The sequence below is a fragment of the Salipiger sp. ABN3_019 genome (genome assembly GCF_056158605.1).
The window spans coordinates 323500-343129 of record NZ_JBSWTP010000001.1; the positions used below are offsets into that span (position 1 = coordinate 323500).

15 protein-coding genes are annotated in these 19630 nt (G+C 67.7%); 13 read left to right on the forward strand and 2 right to left on the reverse strand.

Going from position 1 to position 19630, the window contains the following annotated elements; genetic code table 11:
• Position 1: 1 nt before the first annotated feature.
• Complete coding sequence (locus ACXAD2_RS01495) at positions 2-1369, forward strand: PAS domain-containing protein (RefSeq protein ID WP_475165970.1); 1368 nt, start codon at positions 2-4, stop codon at positions 1367-1369.
• 1 nt (position 1370) lies between these two features.
• Here the strand turns inward: ACXAD2_RS01495 and ACXAD2_RS01500 are convergent, their stop codons facing one another.
• A complete protein-coding gene (locus ACXAD2_RS01500; RefSeq protein ID WP_475165972.1) occupies positions 1371-1688 on the reverse strand; it encodes a hypothetical protein in 318 nt (105 codons plus the stop codon).
• Positions 1689-2028: 340 nt separating this feature from the next.
• Between ACXAD2_RS01500 and ACXAD2_RS01505 the strand changes: the two genes are divergently transcribed.
• From ACXAD2_RS01505 to ACXAD2_RS01545, 9 genes are all read left to right on the forward strand, one after another.
• Positions 2029-3435 carry a cytochrome ubiquinol oxidase subunit I gene (locus tag ACXAD2_RS01505; RefSeq protein WP_475165975.1) on the forward strand — a complete coding sequence of 469 codons (1407 nt, stop codon included), beginning with the start codon at positions 2029-2031 and terminating at the stop codon, positions 3433-3435.
• 1 nt (position 3436) lies between these two features.
• On the forward strand, positions 3437-4444 hold the full coding sequence (cydB, locus tag ACXAD2_RS01510; protein ID WP_475165978.1) for a cytochrome d ubiquinol oxidase subunit II: 1008 nt from the start codon (positions 3437-3439) through the stop codon (positions 4442-4444).
• Positions 4444-4545: a DUF2474 domain-containing protein gene (locus tag ACXAD2_RS01515; RefSeq protein ID WP_224906600.1), complete on the forward strand. Its 102-nt coding sequence runs from the start codon at positions 4444-4446 to the stop codon at positions 4543-4545. The genes cydB and ACXAD2_RS01515 overlap by 1 nt, the downstream gene beginning before the upstream one ends.
• Before the next feature lie 287 nt (positions 4546-4832).
• Complete coding sequence (locus ACXAD2_RS01520) at positions 4833-6005, forward strand: sugar phosphate nucleotidyltransferase (protein ID WP_475165982.1); 1173 nt, start codon at positions 4833-4835, stop codon at positions 6003-6005.
• A 1-nt stretch (position 6006) separates the two neighbouring features.
• On the forward strand, positions 6007-8097 hold the full coding sequence (gene glgX / locus ACXAD2_RS01525; RefSeq protein WP_475165984.1) for a glycogen debranching protein GlgX: 2091 nt from the start codon (positions 6007-6009) through the stop codon (positions 8095-8097).
• A 2-nt stretch (positions 8098-8099) separates the two neighbouring features.
• Positions 8100-9806, forward strand: coding sequence for a malto-oligosyltrehalose trehalohydrolase (gene treZ, locus ACXAD2_RS01530; RefSeq protein ID WP_475165986.1), 1707 nt, complete (start codon positions 8100-8102; stop codon positions 9804-9806).
• Complete coding sequence (treY, locus tag ACXAD2_RS01535; RefSeq protein WP_475165987.1) at positions 9803-12028, forward strand: malto-oligosyltrehalose synthase; 2226 nt, start codon at positions 9803-9805, stop codon at positions 12026-12028. Before treZ ends, treY begins: the two co-directional genes overlap by 4 nt.
• Before the next feature lie 130 nt (positions 12029-12158).
• Positions 12159-13808 carry an FAD/NAD(P)-binding protein gene (locus ACXAD2_RS01540; RefSeq protein ID WP_475165989.1) on the forward strand — a complete coding sequence of 550 codons (1650 nt, stop codon included), beginning with the start codon at positions 12159-12161 and terminating at the stop codon, positions 13806-13808.
• A 98-nt stretch (positions 13809-13906) separates the two neighbouring features.
• Positions 13907-15562 (forward strand): BCCT family transporter, encoded by a 1656-nt coding sequence (locus ACXAD2_RS01545; RefSeq protein WP_475165991.1) that lies wholly within the window; start codon positions 13907-13909, stop codon positions 15560-15562.
• An 84-nt stretch (positions 15563-15646) separates the two neighbouring features.
• On the opposite strand, the gene ACXAD2_RS01550 is transcribed toward ACXAD2_RS01545, so the two are convergent.
• Positions 15647-16201, reverse strand: a complete 555-nt coding sequence (locus tag ACXAD2_RS01550; protein WP_475165993.1) for a cytochrome b — start codon at positions 16199-16201, stop codon at positions 15647-15649.
• A 102-nt stretch (positions 16202-16303) separates the two neighbouring features.
• Here ACXAD2_RS01550 and ACXAD2_RS01555 point away from each other — a divergent pair, with 102 nt between their 5' ends.
• The 3 genes from ACXAD2_RS01555 to ACXAD2_RS01565 are packed head-to-tail and all read left to right on the forward strand — an operon-like array spanning position 16304 to position 19613.
• The gene (locus ACXAD2_RS01555; protein WP_475165995.1) at positions 16304-17044 is read left to right on the forward strand and encodes a CDP-alcohol phosphatidyltransferase family protein; all 741 of its coding nucleotides are present in this window, start codon (positions 16304-16306) and stop codon (positions 17042-17044) included.
• Positions 17041-18696 (forward strand): sulfatase-like hydrolase/transferase, encoded by a 1656-nt coding sequence (locus ACXAD2_RS01560; protein ID WP_475165997.1) that lies wholly within the window; start codon positions 17041-17043, stop codon positions 18694-18696. Before ACXAD2_RS01555 ends, ACXAD2_RS01560 begins: the two co-directional genes overlap by 4 nt.
• A complete protein-coding gene (locus tag ACXAD2_RS01565; RefSeq protein WP_475165998.1) occupies positions 18693-19613 on the forward strand; it encodes a lysylphosphatidylglycerol synthase transmembrane domain-containing protein in 921 nt (306 codons plus the stop codon). Before ACXAD2_RS01560 ends, ACXAD2_RS01565 begins: the two co-directional genes overlap by 4 nt.
• Positions 19614-19630: the final 17 nt, after the last annotated feature.

Here is a 19630-nt window from a genome sequence, read left to right on the forward strand (position 1 = left end):
CGTGCTGGATATTGACGAGGTCATCCCGGGAACGGGCAGCTATGAGTGGCATCTTTCCGGCGACCGGCTGTTGTGGAGCAAGGGCCTGCTGGCGCTCTATGGGCTGACGCAGGCCCCGGATCGCGGCGAGGGGTTTTTCACCTCGGTGCACCCCGAGGACCGCGACCGCATCCGCCAAGAGATGGCCGAGGTCTGCGCCAAGGCCGACCGTTTCGAGCACAGGTTCCGCATCGTGCGCCCCGATGGACGGCTGCGCTTTGTGTTGGATCGGGGCGTGGTTGTCCGCGATGCGGCGGGCGCTGCGGTCAAGCTCTCGGGCGTCGAGACGGATGTGACCGATGTGGTCGATGCCTCGAGTTTTCCGGCGGGCCAAGGTGCGGCTCCGGCGGCGCGCGGCGACGGGCGCATGGAAGAGGCGGATGTGATCGACGCGCTGTTCAACGACGCGCCGGTCGGCATCGGCATCTGGGACCGCGATCTGAGGTTCGTGAAGATCAACCCGCTGTTGGCCGAGATGAACGGTCTGGCGCCCGAAGTGCACATCGGCAAGACCCCCAAGGAACTGCTGCCCGATGTGGTCGATATCGACGGCGTGACCAGCCTGCTGCAAGAGATCCTGAACAGCGGCGTCGCCAAGCGCGATGTGGAGATCTCGGGCAGCACCCCGGCCCGGCCCTCCGAGCGGCGCTATTGGAAAGAGCATTTCTTTCCGATCCGTTCTGCGGGCCGCGTGTCCGGGCTGGCCGCCATCGTCGAGGATGTCACCGAGGCGCGCAAGGCGCAGGAGACCATCGACGCGCTGCTGCATGAGCTCAACCACCGGAGCAAGAATCTCGTCTCGCTGATCTTGGCGATCTCGCGTCAGACGGCGCGCTCGCGGCCCGATGATTTCCTGCCGGTGTTCCAGAGCCGTCTCGAGAGCATGTCGGCGGCGCAGGATCTTCTGGTGCGGCGCAGCTGGCAGGACATCGAGCTTGAAGCGCTTGTCCGCTCGCAGCTGCCGCATTTTGCCGAGCTGATCGGCACGCGGATCATTCTGCGCGGCGCGCCGGATGTGGTGATCCCGGCCTCGGCGGCCCAATCGCTGGCGCTGGCGTTCCACGAGCTGACGACGAACGCGGTGAAATACGGCGCGCTGTCGAATGAGGCGGGCAAGCTGACAATCGCGTGGCAGCTGTCCCCGGACGGCACCGAGTTGCAGATCGTCTGGCGCGAGCGCGGCGGCCCGGCGGTTTTGCCGCCCTCGCGCAAGGGCTTTGGCTCGACGCTGACCGGCGCAATGCTGCAATCCACGCTGAGCGGCGAGATCGAGGCGGACTACTCGAGCGAGGGTCTGACGTGGAGCGTGAAATTCCCGCTGAACTCGTGAGTTAGGCTTCCTGCGCGTCGAGACCCGAGAGGCGTTTGGCGTTGGCGCTGGTGGCGCTTTGGTAGGGCGCGAGCCCGGCGAGGGTCGCCGCCGCATAGCCCCGGTTCGAAGCCAGCGCGCGCAGGTAGTTTTCGCTGGCGCTGGCAAAGGCCGACGGTTTTTCGACGATCATCCGCGCGGCTTCGGCGGGGGCCATGGCGCCGGTCGCCATCTGCATGGTGCGAAGCTGGACGACGGTGGCTGCCGAGATCATCACCTCGGTCCCGGCCATGGCCGCTTCGTGCCATTGCACCACGTTGCAAAACAGGCTGCCGAACATGCGCGTTTCCTCGTGCAGAATGGCCCGGTTGCTCCGGGCACCGTATGTTGAAAGCCCGAGGGCGGGCTTTGGTTCCGTCTTCTGAAGATGCACTTTGTGTCTATGTTCTGCGCGATGGCAAGGCCGCGCAACGCGCGTTTTGCCACGCCCGGGCTGCGGCAGAACTCTCGGCGGAAAAGTGATCCAAAGCGGGGGCTGCCGCGTACTCCCCACATCAAGAGCAGAGCCCCGCAGCGCGATCTCTTGAAACCATCGAACAGATGCGCTCCTTGGCGCGGTGATTGCCATCCACGCGGGCGGGGCTAGCTCAGATAAAAGCAAACCTTCGACGGAAGTGCCCATGACCGCAGAAGTGTCCGCAGAAATCCTCGCCCGGATCCAGTTCGCCTTTACGGTGTCGTTCCACATCATCTTCCCGGCGTTTTCGATCGGGTTGGCCAGTTATCTTGCCGTGCTCAACGGCGCGTGGCTGTGGACGAAGGACGGGCGCTACCTTTCGCTGTTCAATTACTGGAAGAAGATTTTCGCGGTCGCCTTCGGCATGGGCGTCGTCTCGGGCATCGTCATGTCCTATCAGTTCGGCACCAATTGGTCGGTGTTTTCCGACAAGGCCGGGCCGGTGATCGGGCCGATGATGGCCTATGAGGTACTGACCGCCTTCTTCCTCGAGGCGGGATTTCTGGGCATCATGCTGTTCGGGCGGCAGCGGGTGGGCGACGGGCTGCACATGTTGGCGACCTTCATGGTGGCCTTCGGCACGCTGATCTCGGCCACATGGATCCTTGCGGTGAACAGCTGGATGCACACGCCCGCCGGGTTCTCGATCGCCGAGAATGGCCAGTTCGTGCCCGAGGATTGGTGGCAGATCGTCTTCAACCCCTCTTTCCCCTACCGGCTGGTGCATATGGTGCTGGCGGCCTATCTCACCACGGCGCTTGTGGTGGGCGGGGCCTCGGCGTGGCAACTGCTGAAGACGCCGGGGCATCCGGTGTCGAAAAAGAGCCTGTCGATGGCCATGTGGATGCTGGTGATCGTCGCGCCGATCCAGATTTTCGCGGGCGACCAGCACGGGCTCAATACGCTGGAACATCAGCCCGCCAAAGTGGCCGCCATGGAGGGGCATTTCGAGAGCCATGAGGGCGGCGTGCCGCTGGTGCTTTTCGCGATCCCCGATCAGGAAAACCAAGAGCTGGATTACGCGCTGGAGATCCCGCATCTGGGCTCGCTGATCCTGACCCACAGCTGGGAGGGGCAGATCCCCGCGCTGTCGGAATTTCCCATCGAGGATCAGCCCCCAGTCTGGATCGTCTTCTGGTCGTTCCGGGTGATGGTGGCGCTTGGCTTTGCCTTCCTTGGCCTCGGGCTCTGGGGGCTGTGGGCGCGCTGGCGCGGCTGGCTGTACCACGACCCGTGGCTGCTGCGCGCCGCGGTCGCGCTGGGGCCGACGGGGTTTGTCGCAGTGCTGGCGGGCTGGATCACCACCGAGGTCGGGCGTCAGCCGTGGACAGTTTACGGCTTGCTGCGCACCTCCGACAGCCATTCGCCGCTCGACCTGCCGGCGCTGACCACCTCACTCATCGGCTTTGTCGTGGTCTATTTCTTCGTCTTCGGGGCGGGCATCTTTTACCTGCTGCAGATGATGCGCAAAGCGCCCGACACGCCGCGGCTTGGCCTGCGTGACGGGCCGATCCGCACGGCGGGGATCATGCCGGGCCCTGCGCAGCCCCGCGACCAGAGGAGCGACTGACATGTTCGGACTGGAGCTTTCCTTCATCTGGGCCGGGATCATCGCCTTTGCGGTGCTGGTCTATGTGATCCTCGACGGGTTCGACCTTGGCGTCGGCATCCTGTTTCCGCTGGCCAAGACCGAGCAGGACCGCGACGTGATGATGAACTCGGTGGCCCCCATTTGGGATGGCAACGAGACATGGCTGGTGCTGGGCGGCGGCGGGCTGTTTGCGGTCTTTCCCTTGGCCTATGCGGTGGTCATGCCGGCGCTCTACGTGCCGATCATCCTGATGCTGCTGGCGCTGATCTTTCGCGGCGTGGCCTTCGAGTACCGCTGGCGTACCAAGCGCTGGAAGCGGCTGTGGGATTTCGCCTTTTTCGGCGGCTCGCTGGTGGCGGCCTTCGCGCAGGGCATGGCGCTTGGCGGGCTGGTGCAGGGCATCGAGGTGGTGAACCGCGGCTATGCGGGCGGCTGGTGGGACTGGCTGTCGCCCTTCTCGCTGCTGACCGGGCTGGCGGTGGCCACGGGCTATGCGCTGCTGGGGGCGACATGGCTGGTGATGAAGCTCGAGGGTGACATCCACGACAAGATGCGCCGCATCGCGCAACCGCTCGGGCTGGCGACGCTGGCTTTCCTTGGGCTGGTGTCGATCTTCACCCCGTTGCAGGACGAGGTGTACTTCGAGCGCTGGTTCAGCGGCGGCTCGCTCGCCTTTGTGGTGGTGGTGCCGGTGCTTGTGCTGCTCTGCGCGGCGGGGCTGTGGAAAGGGCTGCGCGGCGGCGGCGACCATTTGCCGTTCTTCTCGGCGCTGGGGTTCTTCGTGCTGGGCTTCATCGGCATCGGCATCAGCTTTTACCCGATGATCGTGCCGCCCTCGCTGACCATCGTCGAGGCCGCGGCGCCCGACAGCAGCCTTGGCTTTGCCTTGGTCGGCACGGTGATCCTGATCCCGATCATCCTTGCCTATACCGCCTATGCCTATTGGGTGTTCCGCGGCAAGATCGACCCCTCCGAGGGCTACCACTGATGCTGGGCAAGCGGCTCTTGTGGTTCCTTGCGCTCTGGCTGGCCGGGGTCGCCTGTGTCGGTGCGGTGGCGCTGTTGATCCGGGCCGCGCTGCCTTATTGAAGCGCGCGGCGCGGCGGAATACGCGCCCGCATATAGACTGCTTTCCAAATAGGCATCCCGGCGTTGCATTTGTGCGGGAAAACCGCGTTTCCTGAATAAAACCGGGGCGGAAATATCCGACCTTCGGAATTCGACAAAAGCGCCCGATATTTTCAGGAACCAAAGCCGGGCCGGGGGGTTCCTGCTGCGGATCATCCGGCCGGCCTGATCATTTCGACCACCTCTGCGGCGAGATGCGGAACGCATCTTTCGCAGGGCATTTCAGCATCCTGACAGGGCCATGATTCATGCGGATTTCCAAAAGCTTGCCAAGCACCTCCCGGTGCCTTCCCTTCCTGCTAGCGGGCGGCCGCGGCGCACGCCTCTTTGAGCTCACCAGCGCGCAGTGCAAACCTGCCCTCAGCTTTGGATCCGGCGAGGGGCGGATCGTCGATTTCATTCTGGCGGCAGCCGAGCGGGCGCAATTCGAAAGCCTCTTCGTCGCCACGCAATATCGCCCCAATGACCTGTGCCAGCACCTCAATCGGCATTGGGCGCATGGCTTTGCCAAAGGGATTTCGGTGCGCGACGGCGAATTTCTGAGCCCCTATGGCTATCGCGGCACCGCCGACGCGCTGCGCTGCAATATCACCGCGCTCGACGCCTATGCGCCGCGCGACGTCATGGTGCTTTCGGGCGATCATGTGCTCGACATCGACCTTGAGCAGCTGCTCGCCCATCACCGCGGGCACGCCCTGCCGGTCACCGTCGCGGCGACGCCGGTGCCGCTGTCGCAGGCGCGCGGCTTTGGCATCTTCGATCTCGATGCGGATGGCGAGGTCTTTGGCTTTGCCGAAAAGCCCGCCGAGCCGCAGCCTATGCAGGACGACCCCGAGCGTGCGCTGGCCTCGACCGGCATCTATGTGTTCGACTGGATCTGGCTCAAGCAGGTGCTGCGCGAAGCGCCCGGTCGCCCGGCCACGCGGCATGACTTCGGGCAGGACATCCTGCCGCTGGCGCTGCGCGAGGCGGCGCTGTCGGTCTACCGGCTGCCCGACAGCAGCGACGGCCAAAGCGCCTATTGGCGCGACGTGGGCTCGCTCGACGCCTATCGGCGCGCGCAGCTTGATTTCGCCGCCGAGGTGCCGCCGGTGGCGCTGCCCAAGACCATGCAGCGCGCGCAGACCGACTGTATCGACAGCATCGCCGAGGGCACGGTGTTCCTGCCCGGCAGCAAGATCGGCAGGCGATGCCAGATCAGGAACGCCATCGTCGGCTCTGGCGTGCGGCTGCCGGATGGGTTCCGCGCGGGCTATGACGCCGAAGAGGATGCGCGTTTCTTCCGCAGAACTCCCGAGGGCACGCTGCTGATCACCGCCGAGATGATGGACCGGCGCAACGCCGCCCTGCGCAAGACCACAGCAAGGGCCCCCATCCACCGGGTGCCCCGGATGACCGCTCTCACCAGCTTGGAAGGCTGACATGATCGATCCGCGTGACGTCTCTATCGACCCAGCCCGGTCCCGCCCGGACCAGTTGGGGGCCCGCTTCGACGGGGAGGGCACCAACTTCGCGCTCTTCTCCGACCATGCAGAAAACGTCGAGCTGTGCCTGTTCGACGAGGCTGGCGCGCAGGAGCTGACCCGGCTGGAGCTGCCCCGCGCCGAGGGCGGCATCTTCTTTGGCTATTGTCCCGACCTCGGGCCGGGGCAGGCCTATGGCTACCGGGTGCATGGGCCGTTCGAGCCGGAAAGCGGCCATCGCTTCAACCCGCACAAACTGTTGCTCGACCCTTACGCCATGGCGATGCGCGGTCAGCTAACCTGGGACGATGCACTGTTTGCCTATCCGGTGGGCGGCTCGGATCTGGATCTTGACACCCGCGACAGCGCGCCTTTCATGCCCAAGGCGGTGGTTGCTGACCCGGTGTTCGACTGGGAGGCGGATGCCGCGCCGCAGGTGCGCTGGCGCGATACGGTGATCTATGAGGCGCATGTGAAGGGGCTGACCATGCGCCATCCGGGCGTGGTGCAGGCCGACCGGGGCACCTTCCGCGCGCTCGCCTCCGACCCGATCATCGAGCATCTGCAAAAGCTTGGCGTCACGACGATCGAACTGCTGCCGATCCACGCCATGGTGCAGGACCGGCATCTGATTGAGAAAGGGCTGCGCAACTACTGGGGCTATAACACGCTGGGGTTCTTTGCGCCGAACCGCACCTATCTGGCGACCGAGGATGTGCGCGAGGTGCGCGCCGCGGTGAAACGCTTCCACGCCGCCGGGATCGAGGTGATCCTCGATGTGGTCTACAACCACACCGCCGAGGGCAACGAGCTTGGCCCGACCCTGTCGTTCAAGGGCATCGACAACGCCAGCTACTATCTGCTGTCGCCCGAGAACCGCCGCCACGGCTTTGACACCACCGGCACCGGCAACACGCTCAACGTCGCGCATCCGATGGTGCTGCGCATGGTGATGGACAGCCTGCGCTATTGGGTCGAGGCCTTTCACGTCGACGGCTTCCGCTTTGATCTGGCGTCGACGCTGGCGCGCGAGCCCGATGGCTTCGAGCGCGAGGGCGCCTTCTTCAACGCCATCCGGCAAGACCCGGTGCTGAGCCAGATCAAGCTGATCGCCGAGCCTTGGGACGTGGGCGAGGGCGGCTATCAGGTGGGCGGCTTCCCGTGGCCCTTCCGCGAGTGGAACGACAAGTTCCGCGACGACGTGCGCGGCTTCTGGAAGCGCGAGCCGGGCAAGCTTGGCGGCCTCTCGGAGCGACTGATGGGCAGCCCGGTGCAGTTCAACCACTCGCACCGCCCGGCCACCTCTTCGGTCAACTTCATCGCCGCCCATGACGGCTTCACCCTTTGGGACACGGTCTCGTACAACGACAAGCACAACGAGGCGAACGGCGAGGATGGCCGCGACGGCCACAACCACAATCTGTCGGACAATATGGGCCATGAGGGCGCCACCGACGATCCCGGCATCCTTGCCGCGCGCACGCGGCGGGTGAAGGGCATGCTGGCGACGCTGTTCCTGTCGCATGGGGTGCCGATGCTGCTGGCGGGCGACGAGATGGGCCAGACCCAAAGCGGCAACAACAACGCCTATTGTCAGGACAATGAGACCACCTGGATCAACTGGGAGGCGGCGCGTCCGGGGCTGGTCGAGACGGTCTCGGCGCTGACCGCGCTGCGCCGCGAGTGGCGCGGGCATCTGGCGCCCTATGGGTTCTGGCCGCGCCCCGAGGCGACCGAGAGCATCTGGCTGCATCCCGAGGGGCGCGAGATGTCCGAGCGCGATTGGCAGGACGGCGGGCTTTTCGCCATGGGGCTGCGGCACCATCAGGAAGACTGCCCGGATCTGCTGATCCTGATCAACGGCGGCGAGTCCTGCACCTTCACCCTGCCCGACGGGGCGTGGGAGCTTATCCTCGACACCGGACGCGACGACACCGGGAGCGACGAGATCACCTGCGCAGAGCGCCCCGGACCCGAGATCACCGTGGGGGCGCAATCGGTGGCGGTGCTGCGCGATCGCAGCGGCGCTGCGGGCGCAGGAGGGGTCTGACCATGCAGCCGCGGTGGGGCGCTCATGCGGACGGGGATGGCCTGTGGTCCTTCGGCCTCTGGGCACCCAAGGCGCGGCGGGTGCAACTGTTGCTCGAGGGCCGCGAGATCGCCATGCGCAGCGAGGCGGGGGTCTGGAGCGTGCGGCTGCCCGCGCGGGCTGGCATGGCCTATCTCTTCAGGATCGACGGGCGGGATGTGCCCGACCCGGCGGCGCGCGCCCAGCTTGGCGGCGTTGAGGGGCCATCGCTCACCGTCGATCCCGCGCGCTACGACTGGGGCACGCCATGGCAGGGGCGGCCGCTGGAAGAGGCGGTGATCTTTGAGCTGCACGTGGGGGCGTTTACCCCCGAGGGCACATTTGCCGCCGCCGCCCGCCGCCTGCCGGATCTCGCCAGCCTAGGCATCACCGCCATCGAGATCATGCCGGTCTCGCAATTCGCCGGACGCCGCGGCTGGGGCTATGACGGCGTGCTGATCCGCGCGCCGCATCCGGCCTATGGCACGCCCGACGAACTGCGCGATCTGGTGGCGCGGGCCCAAAGCCTTGGCATGATGGTGATCCTCGATCTGGTGATGAACCACTTCGGCCCCTTCGGAAATCTGCTCCCTAGTTATGCGCCCGAGTTCTTCAACCAGCGCCCGACGCCCTGGGGCGACGGCATCGCCTTCGAGCGGCCCGAGGTGCAGGCGTTCTTCAGTGACGCCGCCTTGGGCTGGCTGCGGGAGTACCGGCTCGACGGGTTTCGCTTCGACGCGGTGCATGAAATCCGCGACGGACAGGACCAGCGTTTCATGCGCCAACTTGCCGCCGAGATCCATGCGCTCGATCTGGGGCGGCCGGTGCATCTGATCTGCGAGGACGAGCGCAATCTGCCGCATCTGCGCGAGGCCGGGTTCGACGCCGAATGGAACGACGATTGGCACAATGCGATGCATGTGGCGGTCACCGGCGAGACCCATGGCTATTACAGCCGCTTTGCCGAGGATCCCTTTGACGATGTCGCCAAGGCGCTGAGCCGCGGGCAGGTGGACGAGGGCCAGCCCCATCCCGAAGAACCGCGGGGCGCGCCTGCCGCGCATCTGCCGTGGACCGCTTTCGTCAACGCCAATCAGACCCACGACCAGATCGGCAACCGCGCGCTTGGCGAGCGGCTGATCTCGCTGATCGGCGACGGCCCGGCGCGGGTGCTGCATGCGGCGCTTTTGCTGATGCCCTTCGTGCCGATGCTGTTCATGGGCGAGGAAGAGGGCAGCGAGGCGCCTTTTCTGTTCTTCTGCGATCCCCCCGACGAGGCCGGGCGCGCGGCGGTGCGCAAGGGCCGCGGCGCCGAATTGACCCGCATCGGCTATGATCTGTCGGGCATGCCCGACCCCACCGGCCCGGAGGCGCTGGAGGCCTCGCGCCCCTATCCCGCATCAGACCCGGCGCGGGCGGCGGCGTGGCGCGATCTGACCCGCGATCTGCTGGAGCTGCGCGCGCGCAAGATCGTGCCGCTGCTCAGCTCGGGCAAGCTTGGGCTGGGCGCGGTCACGCGGCTTGGCGCGCGGGCCTATGCGGTGCGCTGGCCCTTCGCGGCGGGCGAGATCAGCATGCTGCTGTCGTTGGGAGAGCCCGCCACCGGCGCGCAGGGGCTGCCGCGCGCCGAGTTTCGGCTCGGCGATCCGACCCTTGATCCCTTTGCCATCGAAGTGGAGATCACCGCGTGAGACCTCTTATCGCGACCTATAGGCTGCAACTTCGTCAGGGTGTCGATTTTGGGCGCGCCGCGCAGCTTTTGCCCTATATCGCCGATCTGGGGGTGAGCCATCTTTACCTCTCGCCGATCTTCACGGCGCAGAGCGGCTCGACCCATGGCTACGACGTGGCCAACCCCGCCGAGATCGACCCGGTGCTTGGCGGGCGCTCCGGTTATGAGCGCCTCGTGACGGCGGCGGAGGCACATGGTCTCGACATCGTGCTCGACCTCGTGCCCAATCACACGGTGCTCAGCACAGAAAACCCATGGCTTGTGGATGCGCTGACCCATGGCGCCGAGAGCCGCTTTGCCAAGTATTTCGACGTCGACTGGGCCGAGGGGCTGATCCTGCCGCTGCTGCCGCAGCCGAAAGACGAGATGCTGCAGCAGGGCGCATTTAAGATCGACGCTGGCGGGCAGCGCATCACATGGCAGGGCGGCTGGCTGCCGCTCGCCCCCGGCAGTGCCGAAAGCGGCGATCCTGCGGACGTGCTGGACCGCCAGCATTGGCATCTGCGCCACTGGGTGCGCGAGCGCAAGCGCCTGACCCACCGGCGGTTTTTCAACATCACCAGCCTCATCGGCATGCGGATTGAACTGCCCGAGGTGTTTGAGGCGATGAGCGCCCTGCCGCTTTCGCTGGTGCGCGAGGGCTTGGCGCATGGGCTGCGGATCGACCATGTGGACGGGCTCGCCGATCCCGCCGAATACCTGCGGCGCCTGCGGCAGGAGGTGGGGCCGAAACTGCCGATCTGGATCGAGAAAATCCTCACCGGCGAGGAACGGCTGCAGCATTGGCCGGTCACCGGCACCACCGGCTATGAGGCCAACGACCGGATCACCCGGCTGCTGCTGGACGCCGAGGGGATGGACCGGCTCGACCGGATGTGGCGCGGCGCGACCGGGGCCAAGGGCGACTATGCGGCGGCCTGCCGCGCCGCGCGGCATCAGATCCTGTCGGAGGATCTGGCGGCGGAACTGTCGGAACTGACCCGCATCGCGCTGCAGGCGCTGAACGAGACCGACGCCGAGGAGGACGCCGCGTTGGTCAAGCCCGAGCAGATCAAAGAGGCGCTGCGCGCGCTGCTCGTCGCCTTCCCGCGTTACCGCAGTTACATTGACAGCGACGGCCCGAGTGCCGAGGATCTGCAGCTGCTGACCCAGACCGCCGAAGAGGCCGCCGCCACGCTGCCCGACCGCCAGATGCTGGACCGGCTGCACGCGCGGCTCGCCGCCCCGAAAGGCCGCGCTGGCCGCGCCTTCGTCCGGCGCTTTCAGCAGGTGACCGGCGCGGTGGTCGCCAAGGCGCAGGAGGACACCGCCTTTTACCGCCACACCCGCTGTCTCGCCGAGGCCGAGGTCGGATCCGAGCCCGATGCCCCGCCGCTGACCCCGGCGGAGTTCGAAGACTATTGCACCGAGCGCGCCCGCCTTTGGCCGCAGGCGCTGTCGCTGGGATCGAGCCATGACACCAAACGCGGCGAGGATGCCCGCGCGCGGCTCATCGCGCTGACGCATCTGCCGGAGGAAGCCGCCGTTCTCTGGGCGCAGGCCGCCCGACTGCAAGGGCCGAACCCGCCCGACGGTTCGGTGCGCTGGTACATCCTGCAATCGGCCATCGCGCTTTGGGATCCGGACCGCGCGGACCTCGAGGACCGGCTGGCGGAGCACCTCGAGAAGGCGCTGCGCGAGGCCAAGGAACTCACCGACTGGCACGACCCCGACGAGGACGCCGAGGCGCAGGCGGCAGACTTCGGGCGGGCGCTTCTGGCGCAGTGGCGGGCGGATCCGCCCGAGGCGCTGCGCAAGCTTGGGGCGATGGGCGAGGGGCTGTCGCTGACGCAGCTCGCCCTGCGCGTCTTCATGCCGGGCGTGCCGGACATCTATCAGGGCAGCGAAAAGGGCAGCTTCGATCTGACCGACCCGGACAACCGCACGCCGCTCGACCCCGCCGCGCCGATCTCGGTGTTTGGCTGGCGCAAGACCGCGCTGCTGAAAGAGCTTGTGGCGCTGCGGCGCGCCGACCCCGAGCTTTTCACCAAGGGCAGCACCCGCCTCACACCCGAGGCGGAGGGCCTCGCGCTGACCCGCAGCCTCGGGGGGCGGGCGCAGCGGCTGCTGTTCTCAGCGGAGGGGGCGTTTGATCCGCAGTTCCGCTGCGCCTGCTCTGCAAAGACCAGTGCCGCGCAATAGGCGGCGCGTGCCCCCACCCGCGGGTCTGTTCCCAGTTGCCCTTGGTGCCCCCCATCCACCCTCCATTCGGCGGAGATCGCGCATGGCCTATGAAAACCCCATCCCCCTGAGATCGCGTGGCAATCGGCCCGTGAGGCCGCCGCGCCCCCGCCCGCCTGCGGCCCATCGCGTCGCGATCGTCGGTGCTGGCCCGACCGGGGTCTACACGCTCGCCGCTTTGCTGCGGCAGGCACCGTCGCGGCTGCATGTGGACATCTTTGAGAAGGGCAGCGCCGCCGGTCCGGGGATGCCTTATAGCGCTGATATGAACGCGCCGGTCATGCTGTCGAACATCGCCAGCCGCGAGCTGCCGCCGGTTCTGACCTCGCTCAACGACTGGCTGCGCGGGCTCGACACATCGGATCTGGCGCGCTTGGGGCTGCGCGCGGCCCAGATCAGCGACGAGGCGTTTTATCCCCGCCTTGCGCTTGGGGCCTATTTCACCGCGCAGATGTCGGATGTGATCGCGCTTGGGCGGCGGCAGGGGCACCGGATCGAGCTTCACCTGCACCACACGGTCACCGACATCGCGCCGCGCGCCGCGGGCATCGAGCTGGCGTGGCGCAGTCCGGGCAGCGCGTCGAAGGCGCTCTATGCGGATGCGGTGCTGGCCACCGGGCACCGCTGGCCGGACCGGACGTGCGCGGGCGGGGCGGTGCTGCATTCGCCTTGGCCCGCCGAAAAGCTGACCCGGCTGCCGCAGCAGCGGATCGGCGTGCTGGGCACCTCGCTGTCGGCCATCGATGTCGCCGTGACCATCGCCTCGGCCCGCGGGCGCTTTTGCGAAGAGGGCGGGCAGATGCGCTATGTCGCGCAAGAGGGGCGGGCGCCGTTCCTGCTCAGCCTCATGTCCCGCAAGGGGCTGCTGCCCGAGGCGGATTACTGGTACGATCTGCCGCTGCCCGAGCTGCCCCGTTTGGCGGGTATCTGCGCGGAGGTCTCTGGCCTGGAGGTCTCTGGCACGGAGGAGGGCGCTCTGCTCGACCGCGCCTATCGGGCCTTCGTTGCGGACCTGCAGGCGGCGGATCCGGCGTGGCTGGCTGGCCTCGGCGGGCCAGACGTGCCCTGCCAAGAGTTTTGCCACGGCTATTTCGCCGAGCGCCTCGCGGCGGATCCTTTCGATTGGGCCCGTGCCAATCTTGTAGAGGCCGAAGAGACCGTCGCCAGCAAGACCCCAACGCCATGGCGCAGCGCGCTGCTGCGCGCGCATGAGCTGTTCGAGGAGCTCATCCCAAGGTTCAGCGATGCCGAGGTTGCGGCGTTTCACGCCTCGCTGAAGCCGCTGTTCACCGATTGCTACGCCTGCGTGCCGCACCCGTCGATCAAGCGCCTGCTGGCGCTGCGCGAGGCGGGGGTGCTCGAGGTGCTGCGGCTTGGTGAGCATACCGGTGATGACGGCCAGATCACCGCCTGCGCACAGGGTGTTTCGGTGCGCCACGGCGGGCAGGAGAGCCTGTTCGAGATGCTCATCGACGCCCGCGGCCAGCGCGCCATGACGCTGGCGGACCTCGGGTTTCCGTCGCTGGCGCGCGCGGATCTGCTGTCAGAGCCGCTGCGCTTTGACGCTTTCGTGCTGCCCCTCGCCGCGCCCTGCGCGGGGCGCATCCATTGCGTCGCGCTGCCGGCGCTCTTGCGGCGTCATCCCTTCGTGCAGGGGCTGGTGAACGCCAGCGAAATGGGCGGCGAGACGGCGGAGATGATCGCCAAAGCGATGCGCAAAACGGCTGTGAAACCCGGCTGAGCCACCCTTCGCCGCATCGGCAAAGACTGGCCGACCGGCGCTTGGGCGCTATCTGCGTTCCAATCCTTCAAGCCAACGTGACCATTCAGGAGAGCCAGATGCACGATAAGATGCCGCAGGAACGGCTGTTCATCTTCCCGAGGGTGCACAAGACCGTCTTTGCAGTCTCGGCGCTGCTCATCATCGGATTTATCCTCTTCGGGGCGACCTTCAGCGAACAGGCCAACAGCGTCTTCACCGGCATCCAGAACTGGTTTGCCGACACGCTGGGCTGGGCGCTGATCATCGAGGTCAATATCTTCGTGCTCGCCACGATCTACCTCGCCTTCGGACCCTTCGCCGACATCCGCCTTGGCCGGATGAACGACAAACCCGCCTACGGGCTGATCTCATGGACGTCGATGCTGTTCTCGGCGGGCATCGGCATCGGCCTGATCTACTGGGGCGTGGCCGAGCCGCTCTATCATTACTTCGCGCCGCCCACCGGCGATGCGGAAACCCAAGAGGCCGCGCGGCAGGCGATGGTGATCTCCTTCCTGCACTGGGGCTTCCACGGCTGGGCGATCTACGCGGTGATCGCGCTGGCGCTGGCCTATTTCCACTTCCGCAAAGGGCTGCCGCTGACCATCCGCTCAGCGCTCTATCCGATCCTCGGCGAGAAGATCTTTGGCCGCTGGGGCAGCGCGGTCGATATCCTTGCGGTGTTTGGCACGATGTTCGGCATCGTCACCTCGCTGGGGCTTGGCGCGATGCAGATCAACTCGGGGCTGGGTGAGGTGTTCGGTGTAGAGAACAGCGTGGTCACCCAGATCCTCATCATCGCGGTGATCACCCTTGCGGCGACGATCTCGGTGGTGGCGGGCCTCGACGGCGGCATCAAGCGATTGTCGAACCTCAACATCGGCCTCAGCTTCGTCTTGCTGATCTTCATGCTGATCGTCGGCCCGACGGTGTTCATCTTCGATCTCTTCGTGCAGAGCTACGGCGATTATGTCGCCCGCTTCGTCAGCTGGGCCAGCTGGACCGAGGCATGGCAGGCCGATGGCTCTTGGCAGAATTCCTGGACCATCTTCTATTGGGCGTGGTGGATCTCGTGGTCGCCGTTCGTCGGCGTCTTCGTGGCGCGCATCTCCAAGGGCCGCACCATCCGCGAGTTCGTGCTGGGGGTGATGCTGCTGCCGACCTCGATCATGTTCTTCTGGTTCTGCGCCTTTGGCGGCACCGCGCTGAACATCTCGCTGGGCGGCGATCCGGCGCTGGTCGAGGCCACCAAGAACGCCTATGGCGACGCGATGTTCGCGCTCCTCGATTACTTCCCCGCCTCGGGGCTGATGTCGGGCTTTGCGATGATCCTGATCGTGCTGTGGTTCGTGACCTCCTCGGACTCCGGCTCTTTCGTGATCGACATGCTGACCGCGGGCGGTGACACCGATCCGCCGCGGGTGCAGCGGGTGTTCTGGGCGATCACCGAAGGCGCCGTGGCCTCGGTGCTGCTGCTGGCGGGCGGGCTCAACGCGCTGCAGGCGGCGGCGGTGGTGGCGGGCTTTCCGTTTGCCGTGGTGTGCCTGTTCATCCTGATCGGCCTGTTCAAGGCGCTGCGCTGGGACACGCTGATGGTCTATCGCCACAACCAGCGCTACCGCGACGACGAAGAGGCGGATCACGCCATGCCTTCGGAACTGCCGGGCGAGCTTTACGGCGCCGATCCGACGCCGCCACCGCAGCCGGACGCCGCGTATAAGCCCGCGGAGTAAGTGCCGTAGGATTGCGAAATGGGACCGGCGTGCGCGCCGGTCCTTTTTTGTGGCGACACGTAGTTTTTGGCGAGGCGCAGGGCCTCAGGCGGGCGGCCACATGCGGCTGAACACCCCGTCCCGCTTCACCAGCCCATGCAGCGCAGCAGCCCCGGCGTGCACCGCGATCAGCCCAATCAGCAGCGTCTTGGCCAGATCGTGAAAGCCGCTGGCAGATTTCGCCAGCGCCTCATCCTTGCCGACCATGCCGCCAAGCAGCGGGTCCCAAACCTCCATCGGAAAGCCGCCCGCCTGCACCCGCACGATGCCAGAGATCACCAGCGCCACCAGCGTCAGATAAAGCAGCCAATGCACCAGTTGCGCGACCAGCGCCTGCAGCGCCGGGACGCTGGCCGGAAGCGGCGGCGGCCGTGAGATCAGCCGCACCACCAGCCGCAGCACGACCAGAGCCAGAATGATCGGGCCGATGTTCTTGTGATAAAGAAAGAGCGTATTCTGCAGCGCCCGCGGCAGCCCCTCCTGCACCATGACCAGCCCCGCGGGGATGGTGGTGAGCACAAGCAGCACCGTCAGCCAGTGCAGCAGCCGCGCCGCGCGGGAATAACGGGGGAAAACCTCTGTCTGAGCCACGCTGGCCATGCGCCGACCTCCCGGTTCTGAGCTCTCACAGCCTAGTGAGTACATGCCCTTACGTAAAGCGCGGTGCTTGACAGGCGCGGGCGCGGCAGCACTTCATTTGGGATGGACCTGCCGCCGCCCCCTGTGCAACGCGCCTCGGCTCTCGCCGCTGCAAGGACGCCTTTTGCGTCCCTCGCGCTGCTCGCCTCGGGGTTTGCGCTGGCGCTTTGCGGGCTGTCGTGGTGGCTGGCCGGGGCTTTGATGCTGCTGCCGGTGCTGGGCTTCGGGCTGGGGGCGGGGGTCTCGGGCCATTTCCTGCTGCGCCACTGGCCCGCGCCGCGCCTCGGCTATGCCAATGCGCTCACCCTCGGGCGGCTGGCGCTGGCGGCGCTGATGCTGCTGCCCTTGGGGCAACCCGCGCTGACCGAGGGCGCCTCTGGCTGGGGGTTCTTCTGCCTCGCGCTGATCACGCTGGCGCTCGATGGGGTCGATGGCCCGCTGGCGCGGCGCAGCGGGCTGGCCGGACCTTGGGGCGCGCGGTTCGACATGGAGGTCGACAGCGTCTTTGCCCTGCTGCTCGCGGCGGTGGCATGGCGCAGCGGCGCGGCGGGCGGCTGGGTGCTGCTGCTGGGCGGGCTGCGCTATCTCTTCGTCAGCGCCAGCCTGCTCTGGCCGTGGCTCGACGCGCCCTTGCCGCAGCGCTTCCGGCGCAAGCTGGTCTGCGTGGTGCAGATCGCAGTGCTGGCGGCGCTGCTCGCGCCCATGGCGGTGCCGCCTTGGTCCGAACTCGCGGCGCTGCTGGCGCTGGCGCTGCTGGCGTGGTCCTTCGCGCTGGATGTCCTCTGGCTGGCGAGGCGGCGGTGAGCGGGGCCGGGGCGGGAAGGGGAGGACCGCTGCGGCTCTGGCTGGCGCTGCTCGTCTCGGCGGTGCTGGTCGATCTGCTGCTGATCCTGCCCAACCACCCCGGCGCGCTGCGCTGGCCCGCGCTGAAAATGGTGCCGCTGGAGCTGCCGGTGCTGCTGCTGGGGATGCTGGCGCTTGGGCCGCGCGCCCGCCCGCTGGCGATGCTGGCGAGCGTGGCGCTCACCCTGATGACGGCGCTGAAACTGGCCGATCTTTCCGCCTATACCGCCTTTGGCCGCGGCTTCGATCCGCTGGCGGACATGCATCTCGTGCCCGCGGCGGCGCATCTGCTGCGCGGCAGCGCCGGGCTTGCGGGCGCGCTGGTGGTCGGCGCGGCGCTGGCGCTGCTGCTGGGCGGGGCGATGGTTTTGCTCTACCGCGCGCTGCGTCTCTGGGCGCGCTGCGGCAGCCGCCTGCCGCGCGCCTTGCGGGTGGTGGCGGGGGGCACCGCGCTGGTTTTCGCGCTGCTCTGCGCCGCCGAGATCCGCACCGCGCTCAACGGCTGGCAGGGCTGGCGTCCGCCCGGCAGCGCCTTCACCGCGCGGCTCGGGGCCGAGCACATCCGCGACTTTGCCCGCGCCCGCAGCGCACTCGCCGAGTTCGAGCGCGCCGCCGCCACCGACCCTTGGTCCGGACGCGATGGCCTGCTGTCGAAACTCGAGGGCCGCCCGGTGATCATCGTCTTTGTCGAGAGCTACGGCCGCGCGGCCTTTGACAACCCGCTCTATGCGCCGCGCCATCTGGCAACGCTGCAGGCCGGAGAGGCGGCGCTGGCGCAGGCTGGGCTGGCGATGCGCTCGGGCTGGCTGCGCTCGCCGGTGCAGGGCGGACAAAGCTGGCTGGCCCATGCGACGCTGGCGGCGGGTGTGGAGGTCAGCGACCAGCGCCGCTACCGCGCCCTGCTGGCCAGCGCCCGGCAGAGCCTCTTCACCCTCGCCACCCGCGCCGGGTATCACACCATGGCCGTGGCCCCGGCGATCGTCATGGACTGGCCCGAAGGTCCGGCCATGGGGTTTCAGGAGATCCGCGCCGCCGCCGAGCTTGGCTATCGCGGGCTGCCGTTCAACTGGGTGACCATGCCCGATCAATACACGCTGGCGGAGTTCGACCGGATCGCCGCCGATCAAGGCGCCCCGCTGATGGCCGAGATCGCGCTGATCTCCAGCCATGCGCCCTGGACGCCGGTGCCGCAGATGGTGCCTTGGCAGGCGGTGGGGGATGGCAGCATCTTTGACGCCGAGGCCACCTCTGGCCCGAGCCCCAAGGAGGTCTGGGCCGATCCGGACCGCATCCGCGATCACTTTGGCCGCTCGCTCGATTATGCGCTGCGCAATGTGCTGTCATGGGCGGCGCTGCCGCGCGCCGAGCCGCCGCTGATCCTCGTGCTGGGCGATCACCAGCCCGCCGAATTCGTGGCGCAAGCGGGGGGCAAGGATGTGCCCCTGCATCTCATCGGCCCGCCCGAGGCGCTGCGCCTCTTCGACGGTTGGGGCTGGGCCGCGGGGCTGCAGCCCGACCCGGCGCAGGACGCCCTGCCCATGCGCGCGTTCCGCGACATGTTCCTGCGCGCCACCAGCGCGGCGGGGCCGCAGATGCGGGCGGACGGGTCATGAGCGCGCTGCGTCTTCTGCTGCCGCTCGGGCTGATCGGGGTGTGCCTGTGGCTCGCCGACGGGCGCGAGGCGCTGCGGCGGCTGGCGGAGCTTTCGCCGGGCTGGGGGCTGGCCACGCTGGCGCTGCTCAACGCGGTCACGCTGCTGTCGGCGCTGCGCTGGCGGCGGACCGGTGCGGCCTTGGGGCTGCAGATGCCACGGGGCGAGGCCGCGCGCGAATATTACATGGCGCAATTCGTCAATCAGACCCTGCCCGGAGGCGTGCTTGGCGACGCGGCGCGGGCCGCGCGCAGCCGCCAGAACGGCCCGCTGAGCCGCGCCGCGCAGGCGGTGGTGCTGGAGCGCGCAGCGGGGCAGGCGGGCATGGGGTTCGTCGCCCTCACCGGGCTGGTCCTGATGCTGTCGGACGTTGGAGCCCCCTCGGCCCTCGGGTTTGCGCCAAGCCTTTGGCTGCCCGGCGCGGTGCTGATCCTGATGTTAGGCGCGCTTGCGGTCCTTGCCAGTCGGAGGCGGGGCCGCGCGCAGGGCTGGCGCGCCGCTGCCCACGCGGCGCTGCTTGGCCAATGGCGCACGCAAGTAACGCTGTCGCTGGCGATCGCCGCTCTGACCGTCGCCGCCTTTTTCACCGCCGCGCGGGCCAGCGGCAGCCTGCTGCCCGCGGGCCACGCCGCGCTGATCGTGCCGCTGATCCTGGCGGCGATGCTGCTGCCCGCCTCTGTCGCGGGCTGGGGCTGGCGCGAGGGCGCGGCGGCGGCGCTGTTTCCGCTCGCCGGTCTGAGCGCCGAGGCGGGGCTAGCGGCGAGCATCGCCTTTGGTCTGATCAGCCTGCTCGCCGCCCTGCCGGGGGCATTCTTCCTGCGCCGCTGTCCGCAGGCACAAGCGCAAGGCACCGCCGGCATTGCCTCACCCCATGATTAGCCTAGTCTCATTTCAAA

Bases quoted from the DNA above. Each gene is read 5' to 3' on its own strand.
- ACXAD2_RS01500 (WP_475165972.1), bottom strand. From the start codon at position 1,688: ATGTTCGGCAGCCTGTTTTGCAACGTGGTGCAATGGCACGAAGCGGCC.
- ACXAD2_RS01505 (WP_475165975.1), top strand. From the start codon at position 2,029: ATGACCGCAGAAGTGTCCGCAGAAATCCTCGCCCGGATCCAGTTCGCC.
- cydB (WP_475165978.1), top strand. From the start codon at position 3,437: ATGTTCGGACTGGAGCTTTCCTTCATCTGGGCCGGGATCATCGCCTTT.
- ACXAD2_RS01515 (WP_224906600.1), top strand. From the start codon at position 4,444: ATGCTGGGCAAGCGGCTCTTGTGGTTCCTTGCGCTCTGGCTGGCCGGG.
- ACXAD2_RS01520 (WP_475165982.1), top strand. From the start codon at position 4,833: ATGCGGATTTCCAAAAGCTTGCCAAGCACCTCCCGGTGCCTTCCCTTC.
- glgX (WP_475165984.1), top strand. From the start codon at position 6,007: ATGATCGATCCGCGTGACGTCTCTATCGACCCAGCCCGGTCCCGCCCG.
- treZ (WP_475165986.1), top strand. From the start codon at position 8,100: ATGCAGCCGCGGTGGGGCGCTCATGCGGACGGGGATGGCCTGTGGTCC.
- ACXAD2_RS01545 (WP_475165991.1), top strand. From the start codon at position 13,907: ATGCACGATAAGATGCCGCAGGAACGGCTGTTCATCTTCCCGAGGGTG.
- ACXAD2_RS01550 (WP_475165993.1), bottom strand. From the start codon at position 16,201: ATGGCCAGCGTGGCTCAGACAGAGGTTTTCCCCCGTTATTCCCGCGCG.
- ACXAD2_RS01555 (WP_475165995.1), top strand. From the start codon at position 16,304: ATGGACCTGCCGCCGCCCCCTGTGCAACGCGCCTCGGCTCTCGCCGCT.
- ACXAD2_RS01565 (WP_475165998.1), top strand. From the start codon at position 18,693: ATGAGCGCGCTGCGTCTTCTGCTGCCGCTCGGGCTGATCGGGGTGTGC.